Source organism: Massiliimalia timonensis, assembly GCF_900186585.1.
GTDB classification, from domain to species: Bacteria; Bacillota; Clostridia; order Oscillospirales; family Ruminococcaceae; genus Massiliimalia; species Massiliimalia timonensis.
In genome coordinates, this window is sequence record NZ_FYDD01000004.1 from 894,784 (window position 1) to 920,863 (window position 26,080).

Genomic DNA, 26,080 nt, shown 5'->3' on the forward strand with positions numbered 1-26,080 from the left:
TTTATACCTCTTCTCCCACTAATCTATTATAGACAATTGTAAAAATAACCATAAAAATACCAAGCAAAACAGCTGCCGCAGACCCGTAACCAAACTGATTCATCGTAAATGCTTGTTTATAAATATAGTATGTCATAATTTGAGTTGAATCATTTGGGCCGCCAGCAGTCATAACTAATACTAAATCATACACTTTAAAGCAGTCTATTACAGTATATACCAATACCGTGTTTAAGACTGGCTTTATTTGCGGGATTGTTACATGAAAAAACATTTGTAGCCGATTAGCACCATCTAAAAGAGCAGATTCTTCTAATGCATTATCAAGCCCCATAAATGCCGCCAAAAATAGTACCATACAAAATCCGAAATAGGTCCATCCTCCAGTAATGGTAATCCCAAACATTGCTGTTTTTACATTGCCTAACATAGCAAAGCTATTATCATCGCCAAATAGGTCTATGATTTTGGTAATTAATCCCACACGTGGGTCATAAATCCACTTCCAAACAGCTCCATAGATTACTGCAGAAATAATTCTTGGAAAGAAGTAAATGGAGCGAAAAAAGGTTCGCCCTCTTATATTGGGTCTGGACAACATATAAGCTAATAAAAGCCCAGGTAAGACACCGAATATCATTAATCCAAATGTATAAAACCAGTTATTAAAAAAAGCGCCCCAAAATACTTTATCTTGGAATAAATTCAAATAGTTCTGAAGTCCAACGGAAGTTTGCACACCAATACCATCCCATTCCAATGTGCTATAATATACAGCTTGTATTAAACTGTATACGAAAAAGATAGCAAACAAGATCAATGCTGGAAGAATCAAAATATATCCCATTATCATTTGATTTCGGTAAAGAGAACGTTTCTTTTTCATAATATAGGGTCATCCTTTCTAAGAAAGCTAAAGGTAAGCTGTTTGATTTAAACTACTAGTTTAATATCCGTTTGCAGAGAAGCGGTAAGAATACCAAAGATATTCTTACCGCATTCATCTACTTTGGCTAAAAAGACATAACAATTACTCAAAAGTAAAAGAACCCTTTGTCATTTTGCTTTCCACGTCTTTTTGCAGTGCCGCATCTGCTTCAGCAATAAAAGAATCCGTATCAAGCGATCCAACAATTAAATTTTGTCCGGCAAATGAGAAAAATTCAAATGCATTGGTCCCCAACCACATGTTGATTCCCGCTGTGTTTTGCAAAGTTTCATCCCCTAATAATTCCACTACATGTTCGCCTAATTCGTTTGCTTCTACTTCATATTCATCTGTATATGGAGGAACTGTTCCTCCTACTTCATACCACACTTTGGAGGATTCTGGTGTAGCAACTGCATAGTCAATAAATCCAAGACTCTCATCCGGATATGCAGTGGCGGCGTTAACTAAAAAGGCTCCACCTGCAAAATTCACCTGTGAACCACCATCCTCACAACTTTCTGAACCTGGAAACGGAATAATTGTAGTTTTAAAATCTGTGTCCTTAGTAATATTACCGACTTCCCAGTTGCCAGTTATCCATGCAGCACATTCTTGACTGAAATATAATTGTTCTTGATCCCCATGAACTTCAGGATGATCAGGGAAATATCCATTATCAATCCACAGTTTAATAGTATCTATTGCTTTACGGACAGATTCTTTATCCCAACTTCCATCATTTTCCATACAGTCTTTAATTTCATCTTGTGACATATATGCATATAAAATGGTACCAATAAAGTTCATATTTGATGACCACTCTGCTCCCATTGTGTTGGCTAATGGAGTATAACCGGCATCTTTTAATTTTTGAAGTGTGTCTGTCAGTTCTTCAATTGTAGTTGGATTTTCCAATCCTACTTTGTCAAAAATATCTTGGTTAAAATATAAACTCATGGTTTCCATTTCATGACCAACGCCATAAATATAATCTCCTACACTTGGAACCTCCCAACAGGCAGACATCAGTTTGTCTTTCCAGCCATAAGTTTTGTATGCTTCGGACAAATCCATTAGATATCCTGCTTTCACATAGCTTCCTACTGTACCAATTCCACCTTCGTAATAAAGCAGATCTGGAGCATCTCCAGCCATAAAAGCAGCTTTTATGGTTTCTCCCAAACTTGTCAATTCTTTTTGAACACGATTGATTTTTACATCAGAATGTGATTCTTCATAAGCAGAAATGATTTGACTCATTGCCGAATTCAGAGATCCATCTACAAAAGTGTCCCATAATTGTAACGTTACTTTTCCGGGAGAACCATTTTCTCCGGTTTGCGAGCCACTGTCATTTCCCGTTCCGCAACTTGATAATACGCTGATTGACAATGCCGATGCCATTAAAATTGCCAGTAATTTTTTCATTTTCGTTACCCCCTATTTGTTATTGAACTATAAAATATAACTTTTGGCTAATGTCAAAATTATATTTTTAAGCAAATTATAAATTGATAAGTTTTTTTGCCAATAGTTCTATTCGGTCACATACATTTTGTATCTCTAAATATTCAGGTTGGTCATTTAAATAAATGTGCATTCTGTCTTGGAATGGATCAACCCAATGCGATGGAATATGATTGATACCAATGACAGCTCCGATAATACTTCCGGCAGTCGCACCGGTGCAATCATTATCACCGCTCATTGCAACAGTTTCGCCTATTGTCTTGGTGAAATCACAATTTCCAATTTGTAATCCCATTACAACATGTAATGCATTTGTTAAAGCACTTCCATTAAACATTCCGTTATAGCGTTTCCATACTAGATCATAGGCTTGTTGATAATCCTTGGGTTGTTGTTCTAACGCCCATCGAATTCCTTGTGCAAATAAACAGTCTTTTGGAATTTCCGTTAAACCAATTTTTACTGCCTCTATGGGGTCGTTTACAAGAAATGCCGCTGCAATTGTGGCAGCCATAAACATGGAACCATATACACCATTTCTGCGATGATTTGCAGAAGCATCTCGATATGCTAATTCAGCTGCTTTTTCGGGCCACCCTGCACATACGTATCCATAAGTATCTGCTCTCGTCCATGCCGCAATATTCTGAAGATTAGGATTCCGAAATGTCCCGGCTTCAGGTAATTTCATTCCATCCAATAAATTTTGAAGCATTTGGCGTTCTCCCCACCAGCACCCTCTATTCCCTGGGGCTTTTTCTCCTCGCTCTAAAGGCAAATACTTTTTCCAGATGTCCGCCATATTTTCTTGGGTAAAATTGAATCCATATTCTTCTAGTAGCAACAATGAAAGTAAAGTATATATTGTATCGTCATCAGGGGGGACGGCATCCATATGTCCTTTAGTAAGATCAATTTTTTTTCCAACAATATAATGTGTGGCTTCTGGATCTTTAACCTGTGACCAATAATCTGTCAAAGGGAAGTTATCACCAAAACGCAGTGCCCACGCCTTAGCTTTGTCAACTGGTTCAAATTCTAATGCAGCCCCCAGTGTACAACCAGCCATGCGTCCATAAAAAGCCCCTTCTAAACGTCTTCGATAATCGCTAGGAAAATTTGAAGTCATTTTCCGAACGCCCGATGGACGTAACTTTTGAATTGTTGGTAAATCGTCGGGCTCATCTGAGTCTTTTTGTGATAATACCAGATGTTGATATTGATCCAAAATTTCATTCAAATTTTTTTGAAATTCGTTGAATAAATTTTTCCCTTCAGTTGGGCAACCGTACTCAGCAGACAAACACAAATAACGTACCAATTCATCCATTTTTTCTTGTAATAAAAATTTTGAAGCAGGGATATAACAAATATTTTCTATTGTCATAATTTCACCTCGTTTTCATTGTTTATATACCATTATATTAATTGTTTGAAAATAAAAGTCAATAGTAAATTTTTATGTATATTTTACTAATAAAAATAAATATATACTAAATTTACAATATTTTTTTAAATATTTTGTTGATAATATAAAATATTATTTTTTTTTTGGATATTGTTTCTTGTTGGAAGATATGTTACCATTAGTATAGTAAATTTTTAAAAGTAAAATAATGGAGAGAATTTATTATGAAAAAAAGTGTTAATAAAACAATTACTATACGAGATATTGCTTTATCCTGCCAAGTTTCCCCTTCCACTGTTTCGAATATTTTATCAGGGAAAAGGCAAGTCAACTCTGCTGCTGGTAAAAAAGTTTTAGCATACGCAGAAAAAATAGGATATCAAAAAATTCATCAACAACGTTTTAAAAAAGCGATCCATCTGATATTATTCAGAAAGCACAAATTAATCCTTTGCGATACACCTGTGTTTTCTGCTTTGGTTACAGCTCTTGACAATTGTTGCAAAGCACAAGGTTATGCACTTTCTCTTTCTTATATTGATGCTTTAACATTGGGAGAAAAAGCGACCCAAAAAACTATTAGTCAAATCATTAGTGACCCTACAACTCCTATTTTGTTGCTAGCAACCGAGATGTCTGAACAAGATTTTCACCTTTTTGAAAATGCAAAAGCTCCCATCATGGTAATTGGAAATTTGCTCCCTAAAGTTCCGTTTAATATCATTGATACCGATAATTTTGAGGCTGGTAGAATAGCTGTACAACACTTGATTGATAAAGGGCACACACATATTGGCATCATTAGTTCTTCGGTTCCATTTGATTCTGCGAAGAAGCGAAAGCAAGGAGCACTATATGCGTTACAGGAACATGATTTTCCTATTAAGGCAGAAGATATTTTGTACCTATCGCCATTTGCTGAAGAAACTTCGGATAATATGACACAAGTGATTCAAAATCGCAAAGAACAATTTCCTACTGCCTTTTTTGCGATTAATGATTACTTGGCTTTAGGCGCTATGCATGCGTTGATCCAACATGGATTCTCTATCCCAAAAGACATATCTCTAATTGGGATGGATAACATGCCATTTGATTGTTTAGTTTCTCCCAAATTGTCCACGATAGAAGCACCTATCGAGGAAACTGCTAGACAAGCTGTTTTACGTTTAATTGCACTCACACAAGAAACAGAACAGTATATTATGAAGTCTTATATGGGTGTCAAATTGGTTGAACGTGATTCAGTGCTTGATCTCAATACATGTAAGTGACAGATTAAATAATACTTATTTGTAAAATTATCTAGTTTTGAAAATTTTCTATTGTTCTTGGTTCATATCTCGTTCTTTCGAATCGTTAAATGGAAACAAATTCCTGTTTTCATATGCAGGGTAAGATATAAAGTTAGCATATGCCAGCGTAAATGGTGAAAAATCCATACTGAAAATACTTTTCTGATAGTTTGTTGTAACTTGTATGGCGAGGTTCTTTTTAGGCAAGAATTTCTAAGAAATCCTTGCCCAAGCATTCTTCCGTTTCTTCATTGCTGAAAGCCTTTGTAAACAGCTAATTACCCAATATTGAGAAACTACTTCTATAGATAGAATTATATTCTTTCATCGTCTCTTATCCTTTGTGCTGATAAAAATAGTCCTGTATAAAATTACTAAATGACTATAACAAAAAATAAAAAAGCAGGCCGAAAGATCGAAATTTAATATTGTCCGTAATCTTTTTAACCCTTTAAAAAAGATTATAATAAAATAGTAGGCAACTCGCACTTGTCTACTACTTTTTGTTATCATCCAGTATATTACAAACATTTTTGCTTTTTTCCACTAACAGGCACTCATTTTCCCAATCAATGTCTTTCCATTTTAACCTGTATAGTTCCAAACGCCGCAATCCCGTATATAGCAGGAATAGAAATACATCTCCGTATGGATCAGTCAGACAGGCTTTTTCTATCTCTTGCTGTTCATAATCCTCTAACGGATAAACTTTTCTTGTAGGCGCATTTTTTGGAAACTTTAAACGTAGGTTTCGGTATCCGCGATATGACTCCAGTATTAAATAACCGTTCTGGCTTTAGAGATCGTTGAATGGGAATATCCTTTATCTGTAAGTTGATTTAAAGCAGCTTGATACTCTTTAGGCGCAATCTGATTTATTTCCTCATTTTTCAATACTGCTTTTAGCTGATTGACTGCACAGGAATAGCAGATATAAATACCTGTTGCAACATACCCATAGACAGAATCTTTCAACCATGTGTCAAAGTAAGAAAATAGTTTTGTTTCTGATTGTTTCATAAAATCTCTCCTTGATGATAAAATAAAATTGTTCTTTATACATAAAAACAAAAGGATCAAAATTAAAGAGAAATTTCTAATGCAAAAATAGGTGGGACAATTTGTCCCACCTTATATTCATATCTATGCTAAAATTTTAATGAATCAGCAATTTTATTAAAAAATAGTTTCAATATAATTTACATTATCACAAATCTGTAACATATACATAATTTTTGTTAACATATTTGTGTATAATATTGACAATTTATCCACAAGAGGTTATATTGGGGTTAGATTCATACCGACCGGCTATTGATATGAGATAATGCACCTCCTTCATTTGCAATCGTCATCTATGGTTCATAAGACCTTTAGGTCACAAGGAGTGACAGAAATGTTTAAAAAGTGTGGCAAATAGTGTTAATTCCAGTAAATCTATATGTCACAGTAAACATGGAAATAAAGCAAAAGGATATTATCCACATTACCATGTTTACCGATTGGGAGTCGACGGACATAGTTTTTTTATTCAAAGGGGATAAATGAACATGATAAACAGTTATATTGAAATATCTTCTGATACATTCAATAGTTATATTAAAAATGGATTTTGCATTTGTGATGCTTTTGGAATCAGTTATCTGAATAGCAGTATCAAAAAAGTACAGATGAAAAATGAAACAAATTGGATTTCTACAAAGAAAGTAACTGAAAGTTATGTAAAATTTTTGAATGAAATCGAGTCATTCCGATTAGATGAATTTCAATTTCAATTACCACCACATTATCAAAAAAACTTCACACATGGGTTTATCAGTTAAATGCTCAAACTAAAAAGATAATCCGCTCTGTTGATCACTGGGAGAAATTCGATGGTTATCATTATCCCACAGATTTATGCTTTTTTAAATCACATAAACTGTGGGGATATAGCATCATTCACGAAAAAATGCTGTTCATTGAATAATCTTTTAAAAATAGACTTTTCAGTGATTGCCTAAATTAACATGGAATAGGTGATAAATATGAAAATTCTCTATCTTAGTTCTTTATGGATATATGTTGTAATAGGGGCTCCTAGTATTGTTCTATTGATTTTATTTAGAAAGAAACGTCCAGATATTAAATTTTTTATCCCTTATATCTTGTTAATTACAACGCTTGCTTTCTTAGGAGCGATGATTGAAACATTTGATATATGGGAAAATCTAAAAGGTTTTGTATCGGTTGCACTTGGTCTAATGCCATCATTTATAAATTTAGGAATCGCTCTTTCGCTGGTTTATCCCGTAAAAAAAGGGACTTGTCAACCATGGGTTCTTATATTTATGATAAGTATGACCATAATCTCCGTAGTACACTATTTCTTAAACGGTCGGCCATATGAATTTTATACTCCGTAATATTCTTTCAGTCACAGAATGCGCAGTCTAACTCTGCGCATTCTGTGATAAATTCCACGCTAAACCGGTTATTATTATCTGCAATCCCGTTATTATGATCCGGAATGGGGACGCTTTATCAATGTTGAACTCAAATTGCATTATGCAGCCTATAAATGCGGTATTAAAAAATCCAGTTCTAAAGTTGCCGATATTGGTGGAAAGAAAAAAACCGGTTATGATTCTAACGCATGGTTCTTTGAAAGTGCAAATGCACTGAGAACAACTTCCCAAATTAGTCTGTTCTATACATGGAGTTATAATTAAAAATTAAGAGGTACTTTTAATGAGAAAATTTTTATGTTTATTAAGTGTATTCTGCTGTATTTACTTAACCATTGGTTGTGAATTCAACAATAATAAAAATTTTACCGGGTGGGAATTTATAACCTTAGAGGGAGTCGGTAGTTTCCGACTCCCTGATGGGTGGAGCATGGAACAAACAGATGGCTTTTTAACAGGTTATGATGAAAACGGTAATGCCGTAATGTTAGAAATAACAGAAGAATCCGTTTATGGGGATTATGAATCCCTTGATGAATATGGAGAAGTTTTTTCAGCCGGTGGATATTATACTAAAAATGAGTATCATGTTGATAATACAAATATAGAATTATTTGCAGTAACCTTTAGCACAGATGTCACAGAAAGTGAACCTCTAGGCGGAAGTTTCTCTTTCGTTTTTTGAATCCCGATATAGATGAAGAACTCGTACGTAAAATTGCTATGTCATACGAAATGGAAGTGTTGTCTTAATTTCTATAGCTATTCCATTCATACTTTTATCCCATCTGTAATCAACATTGTGAAATATAAAGGTAAAGTAACATTTGTGAATCGCGGGTATGGCAATATCTTTCATATATACACAATACTTTATGCGAGGTAATAACTATGAATAAAAAAAGATATTGGGTTTTAGTGGGTACGCTTTGTATAATCGTTGCAGTTACTATTTTAATGTGTTTTCATTGTTTTCACGAAAACCGTAAAAAGACAGGTGAACATTTTATTGCCGAGTCCGTTATTTCCTCCAACCAGCTTCAAGAAGAAATTAAAAATATTTTTCCTGAACTAAACAACTATCAAATAAGCTCTATACAGGGCTCACTTGACCAGAACTTGAGAGGTACTTGGATTATCTCTTTTGTAGAATGCAATGTCTCCAGACCACATATCATAACGCTCCAAAGTGACACCCAAAGGCATATCGTATTCGACTTTTCCAAAAGCGGCTATTATTCAAAACTATATGAAGCCTCCTTGCCTAATTCATTAGTGGATTCTCATATAGTGCTAGCTAAAGTTCTTAAATTACTACCAAACGGCTTTATCCCTGCACATATTTTAGCTGAAGTAGTACCCGTTTCAGAAAAGAATGCCTTTGTTTGGAGCATACTCTTCTACGATAATAATTCCGAAATAAGGTATTTTGCTGAAGTAGATGCTGTTGATGGTTCTATTCTTGACTTCCAATCAGTTTAATGGTTGTTGCTACTAATTATGCTGTAGATACTGTTCATAACTATATTGATACTCATATAAGTTTAGGAATCGCTCTTTTGCTGGTTTATCCCGTAAAAAAGGGACTTGTCAGCCATGGGTTCTTATATTCGTGATAAGTATGACCATAATCTCTGTAGTACACTATTTCTTAAACGGTCGGCCATATGAATTTTATATTCCGTAATATTCTTTCAGTCACAGAATGCGCAGTCTAACTCTGCGCATTCTGTGATAAACTACACGTCAAACCGGTTATTATTACCTGCAATCCCGTTATCATGATCCGGAATGGGGACGCTTTATCAATGCGGATACCACCGAAGTTCTGTCAAAAGAAAATTCTGCGATCGAGTCCAATATTTTTGTATATTGTTTGAATTCACCAATCGATGATATTGACGGACAATACAGTAGGAATGCTGCTGTCAAATATGCTCAAAAATGGTATAACAAATATAATCAACAATATTACCGTTATTATGGAGGAGACTGTGCAAATTTTGTATCATAATGTTTACATGCTGGTGGCATAAAAATGACATCAGGCTGGCATTCATATCGTACCAAAAAATCTCTTTTACAAATTTTATTCTCTCCTGGCAGTGGTTAGGATTATAGACAGCGATATAAATGGAATGTTACTTTATCGTGGAGCAAAGCACCCAACCAATACAATTATTTTAAAAATACGAGTAGAGGATATGTTAACGGGAGTGTCATCAAAATTTCTAAAAAGAGTGATATAACTAATGTCGCAAAAAAAGGTGTACAAAAGGGCGATTTACTATATTTTGTTAAACCCGGAAAAACCGCTCCTCACCACGCAGCTATTATAGTCAAAGTAGCTAATGGCAAAATTTATTATGCCGCATATACCCAGTCACGAAAATGTCAAGATCTATCTAAATCAATAGGAAAAGAATCTGTACTAATTATTCGAATAAAGCCATAACAAACAGGAGATGCAGTATGAAAAAATGGGTTATATTTATTATGTGCTTCTGCATAGTAGTTGGGGGGCTCTTCATGTGTTTCTTATTATCAAACAAACAGTACGTAGCTATTCAACAGGATGGCGCGTATTTTAATATGACCTCCCAGACCTTGCTTCGATTAAAAGGTAATCCTGTTGAAGTGTATAAAAATGCTGGAGATACTCCTTCTGATATCTATGTGTTCCAAGAAGAAGTTTATGGTTACCCTGCCATAGGAGATTATCGCATTTTTCGTGGCGGTTGGAAAGAACAACTTATCGAAGTTTCTTTTCAAATTTCCGATTTAACACTGGATGAAGCACAAAAAATCTGCAATCAGATATATGAGTCTGTGAAAGCAGAATATTCTGATCATCAAGATTTTTATAACAGTGGAGTTCAAACAGATGGGGTATCCTACCTAAAACTGGAATGCGGAACTGATACAGGAGCAACAGGCATTTCTTACGATTTTAATTATGAGGGCGGGGAGCTAAGTATTTCTGCCTTGCGTCTATTCTGATTTGAGATATGGCATAAAAGTCAAAATAAAAACACTTTAACTTTACATAACAATAGAACTATCCACGATTCGTGACGTGGTAATTTCGTCGCGGCTCATCCATGTGTGCATTTAAGAGACATGAATCGCTGACAAAAAACAGGCAGTATAGATCAGTTGAGTCCAATCTATTACCGCGGATATTATTACCTGCAACAAGGTCAAGCTTTCTCTGGCTCTCATCAAAAGTCTCCTACAAGCGGCCAGTAAAGCCTGTCCATAAATAAGAAGGAGATAATTATGATTATCGATCAAGCTTCATACGATAGTTACAAATCCATGGATCATAACCTAATTGTTAATATTCTCGAAACTTCGGTGTCTGTTTATAATGTAAGTGCCCCAACACCTAGACAAATTGATCGGGTCCGTTTTAAAAATCCGAGTGTAGCATGTTTTACGCCCAGCAATCAACTGCTGGGCGTAAGGGATACCAGCGGCCGGATTTTAGTGTATGACCTTAAGAAGCAAGAGATCATCGTAAAGCAAAAACAGGTGAAGGCCGAGGAAGGCTCTGATCTTTACTTTTTAGATGAAAATACGTTGTTTTTCTCGGATTGGGCCGGAAAGGTATATATTTTCTCAATTTTTCCTCCAACTTTAAAAACTATTTATGACTTTAAGGATAGACATATGAATGTTTCAAGCCTGGTGAAAACTCAAGATAATCAATGGATTTTATTTGGCTATGTCGGAGACGGGTATAATAATAGCATAAAAACAGAAATTTATTTATTAAATCTTGATAATGGAACATTAAAAAAAGAACTATTACAGCGGTTTTCTCAAGATATTTACACTCTTTCTTACTCGGAGGATTCCAATCATAATATATATTTCACCGCGGAGGAAGAAGACAAGATTTATTTTTTTAATATATTAAATAAATCTATCAAAATCTTTACTACTTTGGACATGGAAGAAGATTTGGGAAGCGCTATTAGGTTAGTTCTTTCACCTTTTTCCCCACATTTAGCAGTAGTATTCGATCCAGAAGTGAGAATATATCATTTGAAAACCAAGGAAGTTTTTTTTACTTTTAAGGGGAAGTCTCTTATGAATTTACAGTTTTTAACAAATAATCGCATTTGGATAGGAAGCGAAAGCAAAATTTATATTCTGGATTTACCGGTCTAAAATAATAACTCCTTCACAATAAGCGTGGAAATAAAGCTAAAGGATATTTATTATCCACATTACCATGTTTACCGGTTGGGAGTCGACGGACATAGTTTTTTTATTCAAAGGGGATAACCACAAAACATTATTCAAAATAAAAAAGCATTTATTTACATTTTAGGATTTTGGAATGATAAATCTATTTTCGGAGGGATACATACCGTAGCTGTGAAATGCGTAAAAAAGACCAGAAAAGGATTATATAACATGCATGGAAATGACACTAGAGTTCGTTCATACAATAGCTTTGAACAAATCGTAGGAAAAGGAAATCTAATAGTGGCATATGAGGTACATTAATAGGAGATATTATGATGAAAAAGCGAATCATGATTTCAATAGTCTCATTGGTTATAGTTCTGATGGGTATAGGACTTTTTCATGTTTATGATAGGGCATATAGTCGCAATTATACACTGAAAGATTACACTTTTTTATCTAAGAGAAAATATATTGGAACTACTTGGCATTTAGATGGCCTGAATTTGGATTTTCAAGTAGTTACTCGAGAGGAAGGTGAAAAGGTCATGAAAGATGAAATGGATCTTTTGCCCGAAGGGACAGTAGCAACTGTTGGCTACATGAAAATAAAAAATAAGAATAGGCCTGTGTATCTAACGATGGGGTACGGTGATACCTTTTCCATATGTAGTCTTGTCACATTGAATAATCAATCCATTTGGGAAGATATGTGGGAAGATATTTGGCATACTGATAATGAACCATTTATTTGGGAACTTTTGAGAGGTTCTGTTCAGCAGAAAGACGATAATACTTACCAACTAACACTGGAGAATATAAACATGTTGGATGATGAATATCCCGAATCCAAAGAATGGGAACAATTGATCGGAAAAAAGTTAGAACTAAGACGGGTGGAATGAGGAACAGAGGTGTCCAATTATGAAACATAAACTGTCAACCAAATGCGTTATACTTATATCGGTAATAAGTTCAGTAGTTGTATTGGCAATCTTGTTTGCGATTGTGTATAAAATTGATCAGTATAAGGAAGAGGAACCTTTGCTGTCAAAAGAAGAATACATCGGTTCTACGTGGCATTTAGATGGGTTGGATTTGGATTTTTATGTCTATAGTGCTGACGATGCATCTTCAATTATAAAATATTGTGATCGTGATGCAGCGGCCATATGTTATATGAAAATAGATGGTAAATTAAGACCAGTAGAATTATCTGGTGTTACTCCTCCTTTCCACAGGTTTATTATTACAGCCATTCCCAATCTAAACCCTCAAGATTGGGAAAATTATCATAGAACGGAATCGGAAACAGGCCAAATTGATCCCACAGCACTTGAGTTTATATCAGGTGATTTTGTCAAAAAATCCAACAATCTCTTTGTCTTAACGATTGAATATACAGGAATGAATTATCTTGAATCCAAAGAATGGGAACAACTGATCGGAAAGAAGTTAGAACTAAGGCGGGTGGAATAAAATCTAAAAATCATTTGATTTCTCATCATGTGTCACCACATACAACTTACCCGACGAAATGGGATTACTCATCTCAATTATTTACATTGCGTAGAAGACTATAGTTACACTCACTCTAACGGAGAGGCATATCAGGTCATCGAGGATCTCAATTCCCATACGTTGATCAATATGTATGGAAAAGATGACGGCAAAAACATTTATTATCAGGAAGGCTTTGTAGATCCTAATAAAATTTACTGGATCGATAATGACACCTTAGAAATTGACGTATAAAAATAAATCCGTCGTTCTCGGTCTATGATTACCGTATCCATTTCCAGAAAGGTATCTGTCATGAAACAAATTGTAGCGCAAAGTCGACAAATTCTTAAAAATAACATCCAACCAATTTTCAAATTGGTTGGATGTTATATCCTGTGGGTTATTCTAATAAGATTACTAAATTTTTCAATAACGTATTTGCTGTATATTCCTACTCCATCGATTTTAGATGAGTTTACCTTGTCCAGTAATATTTTTATAGATCCATTTCTTGAGTTTTTCTATTTTTTATCATTCATAGGATTGCGGTATGCTTTGACAAAAAATAAATTTAACCCCAAAAACATTTTTAGATTTTATCGAATTATACGAGCAAAGAAATATATTATTCCATACCTATTTGGGGCAATCCCTTTATTTATTGTAAAGTTGTTTTCCGCAATTTTGGGGATATATATTTCACAGTATTTGGAAATGTATATTGGGTTTATTTTCGATTCCTACTGGATATTCTTCGGGCTGAGAGCTATCTTTTTAATTTTTATGTATCCATTGCTCTTTATTTTTGTGCAAGTTGAATTAGAAACTGGTAAGAAAACACTGAGAAAAAAACTAAATATCTCTTGTTATATTTATAAGCGATGTTGGATAGACTTTTTAAAATTATGGGTCAGATTCTGGCCTTGGATTTTAGGGATGATTGTAGTGTCGTTCATTGTTTTATATACTACAAATTCATACTATTATTTTGAGATATGCCTTTATCCTTTAATGGGTGGTGCAGGCATATATGTATTGCCATTGTTACAATTATCGCAAGCACAGATTATTGCAGATCGAATTATAAACTCTGGTAATAGATGATAGACAAGATATTTTTATAGTAGAGATGTGAAATATGATTCAGAGAGGTGGGACAAATTGGACCACCTCTCTGAATCATATTTCCGAAAAAACAACTGGGACAATTTGTCCCAGTACCTGCATTGAAACCATACAGTTAAATAATCGACCGGAATCATCGACACCTAAGATAGTTGAGAGATATATATTAGAAATAATATATATCTCTTTCAGTATGATTTGCGTTTAAAAAATAAATGTCAACAACCCGGACAGGAAAAGGCGGCAATCTCTAATTCACGCTGGCTGACAAAGTTATAGATCAAGGATTTTAAATAGGCTGTTTTATGGCGCACTGATCCCCAGGACACGGAATTTCTAATATGGTCTGCTAAGTCTAATATACAGTTGGTGTCAACGCTGGAGAGAGTGTCTAAAAGATGAATCGCTGAATGGTAGCAGCCGTTTATTTTTGTGCTGTCACTGACGGACATTTCCGCTACGGAACGTACTAACTGATCGACGATAGGAAGCTGTTCCGGGCAGGCATATGTAAAATAATTGTAGTCTATCTGTTTTTTGATCTTCTCAATACCTGATTCTTGAATCGTCAGGATAGGTTTTTGTGCAAACTCTTTTTTCATAGCGGCCAGTTTCTTTTCCAGAGCCGCTAATTTCGATTGTTTTACTTTAATGGAAGTGTTGATTTTCTTTAAGTATTCCCGCCGTTTTTGAGCCAAGACTTTTTTAGCTTCTTTTGCTTTTTTCACATTTTCCTCGTTCCGTTAAGATTCTATCGGCATTTTCACATAGATGATGTTTGCCCGTTTTCCACGCTGCTGAACTTCTTCAATCAAATCCGCTGATACCAGTTCCTTAAATACTTTGCCGGAAGTATTCAAGACGCAGCCTAAAATCTTTGCAGCTTCTTCACGGCTGAAAAAAATATATGCCCGTCCTTTAGAATCCAGATAATGATTTTTTAGGGAAAGCTGTATACGATCCAAAAGTAAAGCGTATAGATATTTTGAATTGATTGATAAATGAGCATATCTCTGACTATAGATCAAAGTATTCGGAATCTGTGTGAAACAAGTTGTATATTCTTTTTTATAAGTAAAGTAATTTTTATTTTTCATTATATCTTCTAAAGGGTGATGGAATGGCTATTTCATCCCCCTTTTTTCTGCCCAAATGTAAAAAAGCAAGGTGGGACAATTTGTCCCACCTTGCTTTTTGTTCCGTGCTAGAATCTAACTGGAACAAAATGTTTCAGCTAATGCGATATATCCATAGAAGGATTTGACTCCAATTGGTGATAAGCCTTTTGATTTAGTTTTCGTTGTTTTCCCTCGGTCTGTAATGCGTTTTTGATTCCATTTAAACACCCGGGCAGCCCTGAAATATGTGCAGCACTTTGTTTATGGCCATGCTTGCGGGGCAGGGGAGTGGATGATTTTTGAATATTCCCTCATTTCCTTTAAAATGGCGTTTCCCATTCTTTGATAAAAGTCATTCATTTTGTTTTTCGCATAATCATCAGCCTTGCTGTTTTCTCCATACGCTTCTTTGAATGTTTCCTGTTCCCGCACTAACAGACGCTGGTATTCGGCAAATTCCTTTTGATAATAAATCCTGACGAATGCCCGCGTCATATCGTCGATCTCATTCTGAAACGGCTTCATGGCATTCATGTTGTAAAACCATTTACGCCGATCTGCGGGCAGCTTACAGTATAGTTTTACAAAACGCCTTGCCAGCTCCGGGTGTTCAAAAGACCAAACAGAATTTTTCCCTCGAATGATTTTGTTTCTAATGATTTCGTCCATCATCTCCCGGTCTGCCTGAAGAATCGTATTCACTACCTTGCTTTTCATCGCCCGTCTGGTTTTTTGTGAGATAGTACCTTGAGGCCGAAGCTTACCATTGATATTCCGTTTTTTCCGGGTTGGATTCGGCTCTACCGTTGCGACATGGATATGGATATTGTCTGTATTGTAATGAACCGAAGCGCTCCATAAACCGGACATACTCATATCCTCCTGATCCAGCATGGTTTTCATCATTGCTCTGGTACATTCCCGCATTTTGTTTTCGTCTAATGTTTTTGTAACCGGATCATAACCCCCCCATTTTGGCTAAATAGCGGTTGTCAAAAGAGATTACCGTCTGCCATATGATCGAATTGTTATCAAATGCCTTTTTAAACAGTTCCTTTATTTTCTGTTTTTGTTCCTTGGATAGGGAATCCTGCTGTGCGGTAAAAAGCGCCCCCATCTTTTCCGGGTTATCCATATAATCGTTATCCAGGGAAAATTCGTTAAAATGCTGCTTTCGTACCGCCTCATCACGATCTAAATAATCAATGTAGCTTTCAAAGGCTTTTTCATCTTTCTTTTGCAGGGTTTTGTCTATAAAACGGGTTTTGACAATGATCCCCGCCTTTATATCATTACTTTGCTTCATCATCTAAATCATCTTCCGGATTGTAATTTCCATATTTGTTTTTCACCGCTATGTCTTTTAAAAATTCAGATAGATTCATCTGTGATTGCTGCAAGGCAGAGGATTGGAAATCCTTGTCTTTAAAGGACGGGGCAGGGGGGACATTCTGGTTAATGCAAATCATATTTAATAAGTCTACCACCAGAAACAGCATACGCCGTTGTTCGTTGCTGTATTTCTTAATTAGATCTAGTTCGTGATGAAGATCAACTAATTCCAATTTCATGGATTCCATAATATCATGGTTATCATAATAGAACTTAATACACATGCGGACAGCAGCCGAATCGTTATATAACTCTGTGTCACGGCTTAGTTCTTGAAGTGTCTGCCAAACCCCGGCGGTAAGTGTCAAAGTTTTTTTAATCGCCTTATCGGATAATCTGACGGATTGCGCCATGTATCTCAACCTTTCTTTTCTACTTCATTTATTTGTTGCAGTATCGTTTGATTGGTTTTTACAGCCTGTTCCAATACAAGATTGGTTTCTTTCATCATCTCGATCACGCCGCTGTACATGCGTTCATATTTGCTTTCCAGCTGGACCAGCCCTTCCATCATGGCGATCTGATCCAGCCATTCGCATAGAAGCTGATTCCGGCTGATCCCTTTTTTGTGCGCCAGTTCGTCGATATGGCAGACTGTAGCAGCGTTCAAATTGCGGATTTTGATTTCCATATTTCTCCTTTCCTTGTGCGGAGCACAAATTTCTTTTTTGGCAACTTTTTTCTTGTAAATTGCAAAGAAAAAAGTTGAAAGAGCATAAGGGAAACCTGTCCCCATTTTCAATGTGGAGTTCGGCAGTGCCGAACGTTATCATGGGTACAGATATTCTTTAAAGTATCTATTGAAGCAATACCAACTTTTTAACGTATTTCATGGTGATACCATATTCAGCCAGTTTTTGTAGTTGTTCTGTGTTCAGCTTGGTGACATCCTCTTGAGTAATACTTTCTTCTGGTTGTAGATCCGTTGATTCCAGATCGGGACTTGCAAAATCCCGATTCACAGAACGAGAATTGAAGTACAAAGAACCGCCTAGAATCACGATCAAAATAATAAATGCAAAAACAGTACGTTTCTTATTCATTTTATTTCCTCACTTATGGCAAATAGTTTTTAGGGTCCTGACTGTATCCGCCGTGTTCCTGCGCCCATGGAATAAAGCCCGTCCAAAGTTGTATGCCTGCAAAGTCAAATTGAGATTATCCACATCATTTATTCCCGTACACCCCGATTTTTTGATACAATCACTGAAATAATGGATACTGACTTGTATGGAATATTCTTGAATTTGTAATAGCGTTTGGCCTTCTAGGAAGGTGTTTTGTATTGTATTTGCATTCACTGGACTGCATAGGGTCGGCGCCAATTCCACGAGATTCCTGCATCATAACTGCCAAGATCACATCAATGTAATCTTCTATCCCATATTCTGCCGCATATTGTTCCACTAAGGGGCGATAAGCGAGAACTTCATCACTCAAAGCAAAATTACTATCCATGTTTTCCTCATGCTGTGCACCCGCAAAAAACATGGAAATCATGGAAACGATCATCACCATAAACAACAAAAAAATCAGCAGCCCGATCAAAACCGGACTGCACCAACCCAACAATTTTTTTGCCCCCTTTTTCAGCCAGCCGGCAGCTGCTTTCCCGCCTTTTGCGGCTGCTTTCGCTGTTTGTCCGGCAAGCTTTTTGCCAATGTCGGCAGAGGGATTGTGATTGTCATTTCCCAACAATATGCCTTCCTTCCACCGTAAAATATAAATCAAGCGCCGCCGGAGAACAATGCCAGTTCTTCCTCGCTCACTAAGACGTTCATACGCAAGCTGGACAGCCCGTTTATGATCATCAGACATTCGCCCTGGGAAAATTTCGGGACATCTTCTAAATCATTGTCCGGTATCTCTCCACGGAACGCAAGCCGTAACGTATCATAGTATTCTGCGTCCTGTTTGAAGACAAATTTATACTGCGCCAGTGTAAACAGGATTTTGATAGAATCTATCCCGGCCTAACTGCTTCTTCCAGCCGGGGAATATATGATGTAAAAATCAAATCCCCATAACTCTCTTTTAACGCCTCCGTTACTTTCCGGTTGGTTAGCGTGTTCCGGTACATCGTGACGATGAAGCCCTCGATAATATCTGGCAGCTTATCATTTTGCTTGATCAACATCATTTTTTGGATAGTCCCTGGAACACCCTCATAGCACTCCGGCTCCGCCTTTTTTACGGACACCGCATACATTTTACTCATTCTCTCGTTCTCCTTTATTTTTTTCTTCGATCAGATTTCCGTTTTGCCATACCTGCCAGCCTATGATCCTTCTGCCATCGAAAAGCTTCGTTGGGTTCTCCAGTAAAAAGTCAGCGGCACGGACGCTTTCCGCTAAATCCTTCGGGGAATAAAAGTGAGTTTCTTCCGTCTGCGTCCCATCATGGTAAAGAAAAACCAGTTTATATGCCAAAAGCCCGCTGATACTTTTTCTTAATAAATCCTCTGTGTATTGGAAAGTGGAGGCCCCTTGAATCTCCGCATACTCTTTTAATGTTTCGATCAGGGATTCATCTTTTATTGTGATCCTCATTTTAAAAAACCTTTCCAACAAAAAAAGAAGTGGGACAAATTGTCCCACTATCATTCTATTATTGATTAGATCAAGATATATATGATAGCCAGCACCTAGATTTCCCGATTCTTTAAATTCTTTTATTTTATCATCTTTTGTATAAATATCTGAACAGTTGATTATACCAGGACTTTGATCTGGAAAACGCCGCCGAAATTCAAAAATCACTTCATCACGGCTTTGAACGTTTATAATGATATATCCTCTCTGATACGGGAATTCTTTCCATTTAAATTGCTATATTTATATATTTCACTGAATGATCTAGTAAAGCTCCTTATTACATAACTCAGTATATTATTCTTTTAAAACTCGATCTCTGTATTCGATTATTAGGTTGACTTCTTGCCGGGTTCCAATTAAGGTACGGCGTATTTCTCTTATTGCTTTTGGTAATAGATAGTAATAGAAGACAAAGCGTATCCTTGGTAGGCGGTATCATCGCAATTCATCAGTTTCTTATTCTGGTTGCTACTCCGAGGGTATCACCTTTTCACAGGACATAAGAATATGCAACAGAATTTATACCCAATTTTTTATTTGACATTCTATTTTCTTTTCGATATAATAGGATGCAGATAAACGGGGTGTGGCGCAGTTGGTAGCGCGCTTGACTGGGGGTCAAGAGGCCGTGGGTTCAAGTCCCGTCACTCCGACCAAGCAATCAAAGGACTGCTAAAATAGAATTTTTGGTATCGTGTTTTTCAAGATTCCAAAAAGTAAACGTAGTTCTTTACGTTTAGACTCTTGTTTTTTGCCGAGACAAATTGCTCTAGCCAAAAACAAGAGCCTGAACATAAAACTTCTCGCAGAATACGTTTCAATGAAATAATTTAGTGTATATTGCAATACATTTTTAAAAAAAGACTTCTAATCCACTGGATTAGAAGTCTTTTTTATGTAATCTAACGTAGAAAATAAATCGTAAAGCTGCCGGGATTTTTTTGGCTGCAAAGATAACTTGCTGAATAGGTTCTCTACATTATCATTTGGGGATTTCAGTCACATTTGTCAATCTTCTCAGCATTCAAAGACGTGACGCACAAACTGTAATTCCCCTTTTGCATCACGGTCCAGCATTTCTTCGCAGACATCAGGCACTAAGTCTCTCCACACTTTAATTTCTGAGCCTATTATAGTTCCTCCACTCATAACAAAAGGTTCCATTACTACAGCATTTTGATAATTAATATCCCGAAGTGCCTGCCCTGTTTCCGTTCAAGAAAGAGATCCCTTACCAGGAACTAACATATTTTGTTCGCCAATATGGAAATGCCCCAATCTTGCTCCTGCTTGCCGTATAGCCGCTGTTATACTTATTCTCTTCAATATTCATATGAAAGGTACCAAGCATAATATTTACCTGTGAGCTATGCACTGCTTTAACAAAGTCAATTGCTTCCGAACAAGTGTTCATCATATATGTTTCATAGCAATTCAAAACTTCCATTCCTAAAGTTACATCATTTTCTTCAGTAATTTTGGATAACCTACGCATATTTTTAATAGCTCGTTCCACATCTTCCTTTTTGTTTCTGGGCATATTCATATCTAATGGCCAGTAAGAATAAAGTGCTCCTCCTAAAAATTTAATATTCATTAAGTTTAATTAAAATGAAAGATAAAAACTAACAAAATATTTTCACATCAAGATAGCTCTTGAAAAAAACATAACCTCTTTCCTTCGGAAGAGGCGGCTATAATAGAGTCCCCCTTCCAACGAAAAGTTAAGTGATGATTTTTAAATATATATTCCTTATCTTCTTCAATAAACGGAAAACAGAAAGAATATGTATGCCCCACCATAAGATGATTTAAATATAGCCAATCACCTAAAATGCAATAAATGATTCCTGATTTCTTCAATTCCTCCTTAAGCTTTTTCAGATCGATTCGACTGCTAAGTCTAATACGCAAATTCTTCTTTGCTCTTAATTTAATAGACAGAATATCATCATGCTGATAGGGACTACTAAATTTAATATCATGATTTTCATAGTCAAATAATAGATTAATACTATAAATGTCGTTATTTTCTGTCGTTTGATGACATTTAGACCAGCACAGTCCGCTAACACCGCCAATAATATCCCAATTATAAGAAATCACACTGCCCGGTTCATCTTCATGACCATATGGCGTAGGAAACCCAAACGCCCCTTTCACTCTCCTTGCCATGTGGTTCTTAGAGTCATCAATATAATTTTTATCCGAAATAAAGCACGTATCCAGTAACTGAGACGGCAGAATATGACCTCTCAGCATCTGTTCTGCACGTTCATAGTATTTAGAAAAGCCCGCCTTTCCTAAAAATAAGCAAACCTCCAACAAGTCACAGCTATTATTAATTTCTCCCACTAGGTTTGTACGATTTAAATTTTCGGTTACCCAGCCTGTATCTATTGCAATTTGATAAAATCCGTTTTCCATAAATGATTTTAAACGATTGAACAATAACATATCTTCAGTGATATCTGCTAGTAGGGCAATACCAGATAGCATAGAAGTGGTTGAATAAGGATGCGCGGCGGTTCGATCCGGATCAAACGTACCATCTTCCAAAACTACGCTGCGCAAAGCAACATCGGACAGTTTACAAGCCAGAGTTAAAGCGGCGGCACTATGACTAATTTCGTAATATCTAACTAAGCCACCAATAAATCGTCCAAATGTATTACAAAAACGAGTTTGCTCTAAGTCACCAGTAAAGAGGCCTACACTTTTTGCTCCGGTTGCTTCCTCATAAGCAGTTGAATCCCATCTACCGTTTTCAAAATCAAAATACTTTTCTACTGTCGCAATAACTTTTTCCGCAATAGTAAAAACTCGGATATCATGATCATAGAGATAAACCGCTGTCAGTCCAAAGAACGATTCGCGTAGATTACAGAGGTCTACTTCTTTTTTTAGTTCAAATGTATTTAAATCTATATTAGCCGGCAAATTAATATGATTGCTATACACTTTAAAGACCCATTTTTTTAATTTTTGAAAAACAACTGGATCCAATTCCATCCCTGTTACTAATTGGGAAAAAAACAGACTTTCTGCCCATCTGCCAGGACAGTGACCACAGCTCCAACTAGTATGGTGATAGTTTCCGAACTGTTCGCCTGTTACTATATTTTCAAAGTACGGTAAATCATCATGATTTGCATCATACCATTCACACATAGGATTTTTGGCCTCCCGAATCGCCATATCTAAATCATTGGTATTGGTCATAACATATTTTGGGAAATTCATAAGTGTTTCCTCCTAACATTATTAGCCTTTAACAGCACCTGAAGTCATTCCTTCTATAAATTTTTTTTGTAAAGCAACATATAAAATAATAATCGGGCCTATGGCAATAGCGCCGGCAGTAAATACACTAGCCAGATCCATAGAATATTGAGATACAAATTTATAAAACCGAGTAGAAACTGTTCGCACATTGTCTGTTGATAGATAAGTATTTGCCCACAAAAATTCATTCCAGCACTGTACAAAAACTAATAGCGCTACAGTGGAAAAAATTGGACGAGCAATTGGCATTGTTACATGCCATACTACACTTACTTCACCACAACCATCAATTTTTCCGGCCTCCTCCAATTCTTTTGGAATACCAATTAAGTAAGTTCTCAATAACAGAAGATTAAAAGAAAGAAATATTGCCGAATAAATTATTATCATTGATAATCTGGTATTTACAATGCCTAGTTTTGTAAATACAGTGTAATTGGGGGTAATAAACAAAAACCCCGGAATACTCATTCCCAAGGTAAAATATCCTAGGAAAAAATTTTTAAAAGGAACATATAGTTTGGACAGTGCATAGGATGCCAATCCTCCAAATATTAAAATTATCAATACACAAGTAATTCCAATAGAAAATGAACTGATAAAAGCAGAAGTATATCCACCTTTTTGCCAAGTTTCAATATAATTAGAAAAGTTAAAAGAGGAAGGAAGTCCTAACGGAAAATTTTTTATTTCTTTATCTGTACGCATACTATTCAAAAATAACATAATTAAGGGAAAAATTTGAAAAGCAGTTACAAGAATCAAAAAAATATGTACCAGAGGATTTGTTCGTTTTTGTTTTTCTATATAGCTTTTTTTCACTATTCTTCTGCTCCTTTCCCCAGAATTCTCATTACTATAAAAGCAATTAATACTAATGTACTTTGGACTACACAAAGTGCACTGGCATATCCAGATCGAAACATAGTAAAAGAATTTTTATAAATCCAAGTTGATAATATTTCTGTCGCCTGTCCTGGTCCACCCTGTGTCATAGCCCAAATGTAATCAAACGTTGTAAAACTCCACATGATTGACATCGAAATAATAAAAATAAAAGTAGGCTTGATTCCAGGCAGTGTAACATACCAGAATTCTTGAATTTTGGTAGCTCCTTCAATTCTTACCGCTTCATACAAATCTTCATCTACCTGATGGAGAGCTGCTACAAAAAGTACCATTACAAATCCCCACCAATGCCAGTTGTCTACAAAAGCCACTGTGAATAATGCGATACTAGGATCTCCCAACCATAAAATTTTTGATAATGAATCAAAACCTATAGCTTCAAAAATGACAGGGAATCCATAATAAGGATTGACAATAGATTCCCACAATTTTGCTGCAATGACGGCCGAAAGTACGTAAGGCATAAAAATTGCCGTTCTATAAAGCATTTGTCCATGTCTCAATCGGACAACCAAAGTAGCCACAAACAAACCAGCAATTAATGGAACAATTAAAAAAATGAGCATCCAGATTAAGTTGTTTTTAAACGCAATCCAAACAACTTTATCTTCTGCAAAAATTTCTATGAAATTGTCTATTCCAATAAAAGATGGAGATTTTAGGCCATTCCAATCAAAAAACGACATCACAAAAGTCGAAACAGATGGGATCATAACGACACATAAATGTAATACTAGTGCGGGAAGAATGAAAATGAACCCTATGTATTTTCGTAAAAATGGCATAGGCTTTTTATATTCTGATAATCTATTCCGCATGTTTTTCCCTCCTTTTAAGTTTCTAGCCGGACACAATGTCCGGCTAGAGGCAATTTGCATGTCCTAGTTGATATTACGGAATAGTGGGAACAAGACCAGCCGCAATGTCCTGATCAAGAACTTTCTGGGACTCTTCGGAAAATTCCTGAACAGTCATCTGTCCCAAAAATACTTTTTCTATATTATTGATTTGATACTCATGTGTTGCTGTTGGCCAAAAAGTCCATTGGCAGTATCCTATCATTTCAGGATTCTCTTCCAATTCAGCAAAAATATCCTTCATTTGCAGAATCATAGGATCAACATCTTTTGAAAAATCTTCGGTAGGAATATCTGTACAGAAGGGAGACAAACCTGCCTCTACACCTTTGGCCATATTTTTAGTATCACGATAGATATAATCAATATACTGTGCGCATTCATCTTTTACATCGGAAATAATGTTTATCGCCAAGGAACCGGCGCATGCAATAGGCACAACCGCAGATTCTAATTCATCATTAAATTTTGGGTAATAATCCATACCATAATCAAATGTGCAGTTTTGTTTCATTTGTCCAATCATAGCGGTAGTATGGAAAAAAATTGGACTTTTCCCGCTATAGTATAATGATTGTGAGTCCTCATTAGAGATTGCATGGGTTTGTTTCTCTCCAATATAACCTTTCTGCCACCAATCATTATACATTTCGATTGCTGCGACAAAATCTTCGTCAGTAAATTTTGCTTGCCCTGCCAGTAATTGTTTGACTCTGTCCCGTCCGCAATAATTGCTATACCACAAAGACAATGCCCAGTCATTTCCCATTATAAATCCACCGGTATGGTAACAAATTGGAATTAAATCTGCATCTTGCGCCTCTTGACACATGGTTTCTAACTCGTTTACTGTTTTTGGTACTTCCCATCCATGCTCTTTCATTAGGTCATTATTATGCCACATGATAATTGCTTCATACCAGTTGGGAATGCTCATGTACTTATCGTCTACTTTACAAGACTCTAAGGCCCAATCAAACATAATTTCGTCCCAATTATATTCTTCAACATATTCTGTCATATCAACGAGTCTATCACTAAAATTACCTACAGAAGATGGTCCTTCCAAAGTCATTAGGTCCGGACCTTCTCCGGCTGCCAACTGAATTTTAAGCACTTGTGTAATATCAGGAGTTGGGATAAAGTTGACATCAATATTAGAGTTGGATTCTTCGAATGGTTTAACAAGATAGTTTTCTACCGCTTCAATTTGATAGTCCTGAGTACTTCGTCCATCCATCCAGTTTATGGTAGTTTTATCTCCTGCTTTTTTTTCGCTATCTGATGTATTGTTATCATTATTACCATCACACGCTGTAAAACAACTTATCGTTGCTGTAGCAGCCAAAAATGTAGCCAAAACAGATTTTAGTTTCATCAAGGAACCTCCTTTTAGTCGAATTAAATTGCACGTGGTTTAGTATAGAGCTCTATTAATCGGATGTTTTTCATAAAAATATTCCAATTACAATTAAAATTATATTGATTGAAGACAATTATTTCAAGTTGACTTATTTGTGTTTTTGTTGTGTAAAATTTTTAGATTTCT

31 protein-coding genes, 1 tRNA gene and 1 pseudogene are annotated in these 26,080 nt (G+C 35.9%); 12 read left to right on the forward strand and 21 right to left on the reverse strand.

Annotated features, from left to right (window positions below):
• Position 1: 1 nt before the first annotated feature.
• From CIB36_RS11995 to CIB36_RS12005, 3 genes are all read right to left on the reverse strand, one after another.
• Positions 2 to 886: a carbohydrate ABC transporter permease gene (locus tag CIB36_RS11995; protein WP_093989764.1), complete on the reverse strand. Its 885-nt coding sequence runs from the start codon at positions 884 to 886 to the stop codon at positions 2 to 4.
• Between the two features lie 144 nt (positions 887 to 1,030).
• A complete protein-coding gene (locus CIB36_RS12000; RefSeq protein WP_093989765.1) occupies positions 1,031 to 2,359 on the reverse strand; it encodes an ABC transporter substrate-binding protein in 1,329 nt (442 codons plus the stop codon).
• Between the two features lie 76 nt (positions 2,360 to 2,435).
• The gene (locus CIB36_RS12005; protein ID WP_093989766.1) at positions 2,436 to 3,788 is read right to left on the reverse strand and encodes an ADP-ribosylglycohydrolase family protein; all 1,353 of its coding nucleotides are present in this window, start codon (positions 3,786 to 3,788) and stop codon (positions 2,436 to 2,438) included.
• Between the two features lie 245 nt (positions 3,789 to 4,033).
• On the opposite strand from CIB36_RS12005, the gene CIB36_RS12010 reads away from it, so the two are divergent.
• A complete protein-coding gene (locus CIB36_RS12010; protein WP_093989767.1) occupies positions 4,034 to 5,083 on the forward strand; it encodes a LacI family DNA-binding transcriptional regulator in 1,050 nt (349 codons plus the stop codon).
• Between the two features lie 517 nt (positions 5,084 to 5,600).
• Here CIB36_RS12010 and CIB36_RS13745 read toward each other — a convergent pair.
• Positions 5,601 to 5,882, reverse strand: coding sequence for a tyrosine-type recombinase/integrase (locus CIB36_RS13745; RefSeq protein ID WP_093989768.1), 282 nt, complete (start codon positions 5,880 to 5,882; stop codon positions 5,601 to 5,603).
• Positions 5,882 to 6,124 carry a hypothetical protein gene (locus tag CIB36_RS12020; RefSeq protein ID WP_093989769.1) on the reverse strand — a complete coding sequence of 81 codons (243 nt, stop codon included), beginning with the start codon at positions 6,122 to 6,124 and terminating at the stop codon, positions 5,882 to 5,884. Before CIB36_RS12020 ends, CIB36_RS13745 begins: the two co-directional genes overlap by 1 nt.
• A gap of 530 nt (positions 6,125 to 6,654) precedes the next feature.
• On the opposite strand from CIB36_RS12020, the gene CIB36_RS12025 reads away from it, so the two are divergent.
• The 10 genes and pseudogenes from CIB36_RS12025 (at position 6,655) to CIB36_RS12070 (ending at position 14,355) form a co-directional block, all read left to right on the forward strand.
• Positions 6,655 to 6,927 (forward strand): hypothetical protein, encoded by a 273-nt coding sequence (locus tag CIB36_RS12025; RefSeq protein WP_158662691.1) that lies wholly within the window; start codon positions 6,655 to 6,657, stop codon positions 6,925 to 6,927.
• A 204-nt stretch (positions 6,928 to 7,131) separates the two neighbouring features.
• The gene (locus tag CIB36_RS12030; protein ID WP_093989771.1) at positions 7,132 to 7,509 is read left to right on the forward strand and encodes a hypothetical protein; all 378 of its coding nucleotides are present in this window, start codon (positions 7,132 to 7,134) and stop codon (positions 7,507 to 7,509) included.
• Positions 7,510 to 7,834: 325 nt separating this feature from the next.
• The gene (locus CIB36_RS12035) at positions 7,835 to 8,236 is read left to right on the forward strand and encodes a hypothetical protein (protein ID WP_093989772.1); all 402 of its coding nucleotides are present in this window, start codon (positions 7,835 to 7,837) and stop codon (positions 8,234 to 8,236) included.
• A 206-nt stretch (positions 8,237 to 8,442) separates the two neighbouring features.
• Positions 8,443 to 9,033: a hypothetical protein gene (locus CIB36_RS12040; protein ID WP_093989773.1), complete on the forward strand. Its 591-nt coding sequence runs from the start codon at positions 8,443 to 8,445 to the stop codon at positions 9,031 to 9,033.
• 274 nt (positions 9,034 to 9,307) lie between these two features.
• A pseudogene (locus tag CIB36_RS13750) lies at positions 9,308 to 10,006 on the forward strand (amidase domain-containing protein); the annotation flags it as partial.
• Positions 10,007 to 10,023: 17 nt separating this feature from the next.
• Positions 10,024 to 10,551, forward strand: coding sequence for a hypothetical protein (locus tag CIB36_RS12050; protein WP_158662692.1), 528 nt, complete (start codon positions 10,024 to 10,026; stop codon positions 10,549 to 10,551).
• Positions 10,552 to 10,830: 279 nt separating this feature from the next.
• Entirely contained in the window at positions 10,831 to 11,727 is an 897-nt protein-coding gene (locus tag CIB36_RS12055; RefSeq protein WP_093989776.1) for a WD40 repeat domain-containing protein, read from the forward strand.
• A gap of 356 nt (positions 11,728 to 12,083) precedes the next feature.
• The gene (locus CIB36_RS12060) at positions 12,084 to 12,653 is read left to right on the forward strand and encodes a hypothetical protein (RefSeq protein WP_093989777.1); all 570 of its coding nucleotides are present in this window, start codon (positions 12,084 to 12,086) and stop codon (positions 12,651 to 12,653) included.
• 19 nt (positions 12,654 to 12,672) lie between these two features.
• Positions 12,673 to 13,227, forward strand: coding sequence for a hypothetical protein (locus tag CIB36_RS12065; protein WP_093989778.1), 555 nt, complete (start codon positions 12,673 to 12,675; stop codon positions 13,225 to 13,227).
• Between the two features lie 336 nt (positions 13,228 to 13,563).
• Positions 13,564 to 14,355 (forward strand): hypothetical protein, encoded by a 792-nt coding sequence (locus CIB36_RS12070; protein ID WP_093989779.1) that lies wholly within the window; start codon positions 13,564 to 13,566, stop codon positions 14,353 to 14,355.
• Between the two features lie 239 nt (positions 14,356 to 14,594).
• On the opposite strand, the gene CIB36_RS12075 is transcribed toward CIB36_RS12070, so the two are convergent.
• The 10 genes from CIB36_RS12075 to CIB36_RS13370 all read right to left on the reverse strand — a co-directional run bounded on the left by CIB36_RS12075 (position 14,595) and on the right by CIB36_RS13370 (position 19,645).
• On the reverse strand, positions 14,595 to 15,104 hold the full coding sequence (locus CIB36_RS12075; protein ID WP_093989780.1) for a hypothetical protein: 510 nt from the start codon (positions 15,102 to 15,104) through the stop codon (positions 14,595 to 14,597).
• A 15-nt stretch (positions 15,105 to 15,119) separates the two neighbouring features.
• Positions 15,120 to 15,473: a replication initiator protein A gene (locus CIB36_RS12080; RefSeq protein WP_093989781.1), complete on the reverse strand. Its 354-nt coding sequence runs from the start codon at positions 15,471 to 15,473 to the stop codon at positions 15,120 to 15,122.
• 282 nt (positions 15,474 to 15,755) lie between these two features.
• Positions 15,756 to 16,421, reverse strand: coding sequence for a MobP2 family relaxase (mobP2, locus tag CIB36_RS13625; RefSeq protein ID WP_158662693.1), 666 nt, complete (start codon positions 16,419 to 16,421; stop codon positions 15,756 to 15,758).
• 31 nt (positions 16,422 to 16,452) lie between these two features.
• A complete protein-coding gene (gene mobL, locus CIB36_RS13630; RefSeq protein WP_093989783.1) occupies positions 16,453 to 16,803 on the reverse strand; it encodes a relaxase MobL in 351 nt (116 codons plus the stop codon).
• The gene (locus tag CIB36_RS12095; RefSeq protein WP_093989784.1) at positions 16,787 to 17,239 is read right to left on the reverse strand and encodes a hypothetical protein; all 453 of its coding nucleotides are present in this window, start codon (positions 17,237 to 17,239) and stop codon (positions 16,787 to 16,789) included. Before CIB36_RS12095 ends, mobL begins: the two co-directional genes overlap by 17 nt.
• Before the next feature lie 5 nt (positions 17,240 to 17,244).
• Positions 17,245 to 17,517 (reverse strand): hypothetical protein, encoded by a 273-nt coding sequence (locus tag CIB36_RS12100; protein WP_093989785.1) that lies wholly within the window; start codon positions 17,515 to 17,517, stop codon positions 17,245 to 17,247.
• Positions 17,518 to 17,683: 166 nt separating this feature from the next.
• Entirely contained in the window at positions 17,684 to 17,929 is a 246-nt protein-coding gene (locus CIB36_RS12105; RefSeq protein ID WP_093989786.1) for a hypothetical protein, read from the reverse strand.
• Positions 17,930 to 18,089: 160 nt separating this feature from the next.
• On the reverse strand, positions 18,090 to 18,581 hold the full coding sequence (locus CIB36_RS12115) for a lysozyme family protein (protein WP_158662695.1): 492 nt from the start codon (positions 18,579 to 18,581) through the stop codon (positions 18,090 to 18,092).
• A gap of 268 nt (positions 18,582 to 18,849) precedes the next feature.
• Complete coding sequence (locus tag CIB36_RS12120; RefSeq protein WP_093989789.1) at positions 18,850 to 19,104, reverse strand: ParA family protein; 255 nt, start codon at positions 19,102 to 19,104, stop codon at positions 18,850 to 18,852.
• The gene (locus CIB36_RS13370; RefSeq protein ID WP_158662696.1) at positions 19,097 to 19,645 is read right to left on the reverse strand and encodes a hypothetical protein; all 549 of its coding nucleotides are present in this window, start codon (positions 19,643 to 19,645) and stop codon (positions 19,097 to 19,099) included. Before CIB36_RS13370 ends, CIB36_RS12120 begins: the two co-directional genes overlap by 8 nt.
• A gap of 415 nt (positions 19,646 to 20,060) precedes the next feature.
• On the opposite strand from CIB36_RS13370, the gene CIB36_RS12130 reads away from it, so the two are divergent.
• Positions 20,061 to 20,136: transfer RNA gene (locus CIB36_RS12130), tRNA-Pro, on the forward strand.
• A 361-nt stretch (positions 20,137 to 20,497) separates the two neighbouring features.
• Here CIB36_RS12130 and CIB36_RS13635 read toward each other — a convergent pair.
• From CIB36_RS13635 to CIB36_RS12155, 6 genes are all read right to left on the reverse strand, one after another.
• Positions 20,498 to 20,629 (reverse strand): hypothetical protein, encoded by a 132-nt coding sequence (locus tag CIB36_RS13635; RefSeq protein ID WP_267872665.1) that lies wholly within the window; start codon positions 20,627 to 20,629, stop codon positions 20,498 to 20,500.
• An 82-nt stretch (positions 20,630 to 20,711) separates the two neighbouring features.
• Complete coding sequence (locus tag CIB36_RS13565) at positions 20,712 to 21,077, reverse strand: apurinic/apyrimidinic endonuclease family protein (protein ID WP_456085496.1); 366 nt, start codon at positions 21,075 to 21,077, stop codon at positions 20,712 to 20,714.
• A gap of 47 nt (positions 21,078 to 21,124) precedes the next feature.
• Complete coding sequence (locus CIB36_RS12140; RefSeq protein ID WP_093989791.1) at positions 21,125 to 22,723, reverse strand: hypothetical protein; 1,599 nt, start codon at positions 22,721 to 22,723, stop codon at positions 21,125 to 21,127.
• A gap of 21 nt (positions 22,724 to 22,744) precedes the next feature.
• Entirely contained in the window at positions 22,745 to 23,587 is an 843-nt protein-coding gene (locus CIB36_RS12145) for a carbohydrate ABC transporter permease (protein WP_093989792.1), read from the reverse strand.
• Positions 23,587 to 24,492, reverse strand: coding sequence for a carbohydrate ABC transporter permease (locus tag CIB36_RS12150; RefSeq protein WP_158662697.1), 906 nt, complete (start codon positions 24,490 to 24,492; stop codon positions 23,587 to 23,589). The genes CIB36_RS12145 and CIB36_RS12150 overlap by 1 nt, the downstream gene beginning before the upstream one ends.
• A 73-nt stretch (positions 24,493 to 24,565) precedes the next feature.
• Positions 24,566 to 25,909, reverse strand: a complete 1,344-nt coding sequence (locus CIB36_RS12155; protein WP_093989794.1) for an ABC transporter substrate-binding protein — start codon at positions 25,907 to 25,909, stop codon at positions 24,566 to 24,568.
• Between the last annotated feature and the right edge of the window lie 171 nt (positions 25,910 to 26,080).

What these genes read in the sequence shown, in the direction of transcription:
- mobL (WP_093989783.1), bottom strand. Translation starts at nt 16,803, where the DNA reads ATGATGAAGCAAAGTAATGATATAAAGGCGGGGATCATTGTCAAAACC.
- CIB36_RS12100 (WP_093989785.1), bottom strand. Translation starts at nt 17,517, where the DNA reads ATGGAAATCAAAATCCGCAATTTGAACGCTGCTACAGTCTGCCATATC.
- CIB36_RS12060 (WP_093989777.1), top strand. Translation starts at nt 12,084, where the DNA reads ATGAAAAAGCGAATCATGATTTCAATAGTCTCATTGGTTATAGTTCTG.
- CIB36_RS12105 (WP_093989786.1), bottom strand. Translation starts at nt 17,929, where the DNA reads ATGAATAAGAAACGTACTGTTTTTGCATTTATTATTTTGATCGTGATT.
- CIB36_RS11995 (WP_093989764.1), bottom strand. Translation starts at nt 886, where the DNA reads ATGAAAAAGAAACGTTCTCTTTACCGAAATCAAATGATAATGGGATAT.
- CIB36_RS12140 (WP_093989791.1), bottom strand. Translation starts at nt 22,723, where the DNA reads ATGAATTTCCCAAAATATGTTATGACCAATACCAATGATTTAGATATG.
- mobP2 (WP_158662693.1), bottom strand. Translation starts at nt 16,421, where the DNA reads ATGCGGGAATGTACCAGAGCAATGATGAAAACCATGCTGGATCAGGAG.
- CIB36_RS12095 (WP_093989784.1), bottom strand. Translation starts at nt 17,239, where the DNA reads ATGGCGCAATCCGTCAGATTATCCGATAAGGCGATTAAAAAAACTTTG.
- CIB36_RS12070 (WP_093989779.1), top strand. Translation starts at nt 13,564, where the DNA reads ATGAAACAAATTGTAGCGCAAAGTCGACAAATTCTTAAAAATAACATC.
- CIB36_RS12010 (WP_093989767.1), top strand. Translation starts at nt 4,034, where the DNA reads ATGAAAAAAAGTGTTAATAAAACAATTACTATACGAGATATTGCTTTA.
- CIB36_RS12000 (WP_093989765.1), bottom strand. Translation starts at nt 2,359, where the DNA reads ATGAAAAAATTACTGGCAATTTTAATGGCATCGGCATTGTCAATCAGC.
- CIB36_RS12035 (WP_093989772.1), top strand. Translation starts at nt 7,835, where the DNA reads ATGAGAAAATTTTTATGTTTATTAAGTGTATTCTGCTGTATTTACTTA.
- CIB36_RS12080 (WP_093989781.1), bottom strand. Translation starts at nt 15,473, where the DNA reads ATGAAAAATAAAAATTACTTTACTTATAAAAAAGAATATACAACTTGT.
- CIB36_RS12050 (WP_158662692.1), top strand. Translation starts at nt 10,024, where the DNA reads ATGAAAAAATGGGTTATATTTATTATGTGCTTCTGCATAGTAGTTGGG.
- CIB36_RS12120 (WP_093989789.1), bottom strand. Translation starts at nt 19,104, where the DNA reads ATGAGTAAAATGTATGCGGTGTCCGTAAAAAAGGCGGAGCCGGAGTGC.
- CIB36_RS12025 (WP_158662691.1), top strand. Translation starts at nt 6,655, where the DNA reads ATGATAAACAGTTATATTGAAATATCTTCTGATACATTCAATAGTTAT.
- CIB36_RS12040 (WP_093989773.1), top strand. Translation starts at nt 8,443, where the DNA reads ATGAATAAAAAAAGATATTGGGTTTTAGTGGGTACGCTTTGTATAATC.
- CIB36_RS12055 (WP_093989776.1), top strand. Translation starts at nt 10,831, where the DNA reads ATGATTATCGATCAAGCTTCATACGATAGTTACAAATCCATGGATCAT.
- CIB36_RS12005 (WP_093989766.1), bottom strand. Translation starts at nt 3,788, where the DNA reads ATGACAATAGAAAATATTTGTTATATCCCTGCTTCAAAATTTTTATTA.
- CIB36_RS12020 (WP_093989769.1), bottom strand. Translation starts at nt 6,124, where the DNA reads ATGAAACAATCAGAAACAAAACTATTTTCTTACTTTGACACATGGTTG.
- CIB36_RS12065 (WP_093989778.1), top strand. Translation starts at nt 12,673, where the DNA reads ATGAAACATAAACTGTCAACCAAATGCGTTATACTTATATCGGTAATA.
- CIB36_RS12150 (WP_158662697.1), bottom strand. Translation starts at nt 24,492, where the DNA reads ATGCGGAATAGATTATCAGAATATAAAAAGCCTATGCCATTTTTACGA.
- CIB36_RS12030 (WP_093989771.1), top strand. Translation starts at nt 7,132, where the DNA reads ATGAAAATTCTCTATCTTAGTTCTTTATGGATATATGTTGTAATAGGG.
- CIB36_RS13565 (WP_456085496.1), bottom strand. Translation starts at nt 21,077, where the DNA reads ATGAATATTAAATTTTTAGGAGGAGCACTTTATTCTTACTGGCCATTA.
- CIB36_RS13635 (WP_267872665.1), bottom strand. Translation starts at nt 20,629, where the DNA reads ATGAGTGGAGGAACTATAATAGGCTCAGAAATTAAAGTGTGGAGAGAC.
- CIB36_RS12155 (WP_093989794.1), bottom strand. Translation starts at nt 25,909, where the DNA reads ATGAAACTAAAATCTGTTTTGGCTACATTTTTGGCTGCTACAGCAACG.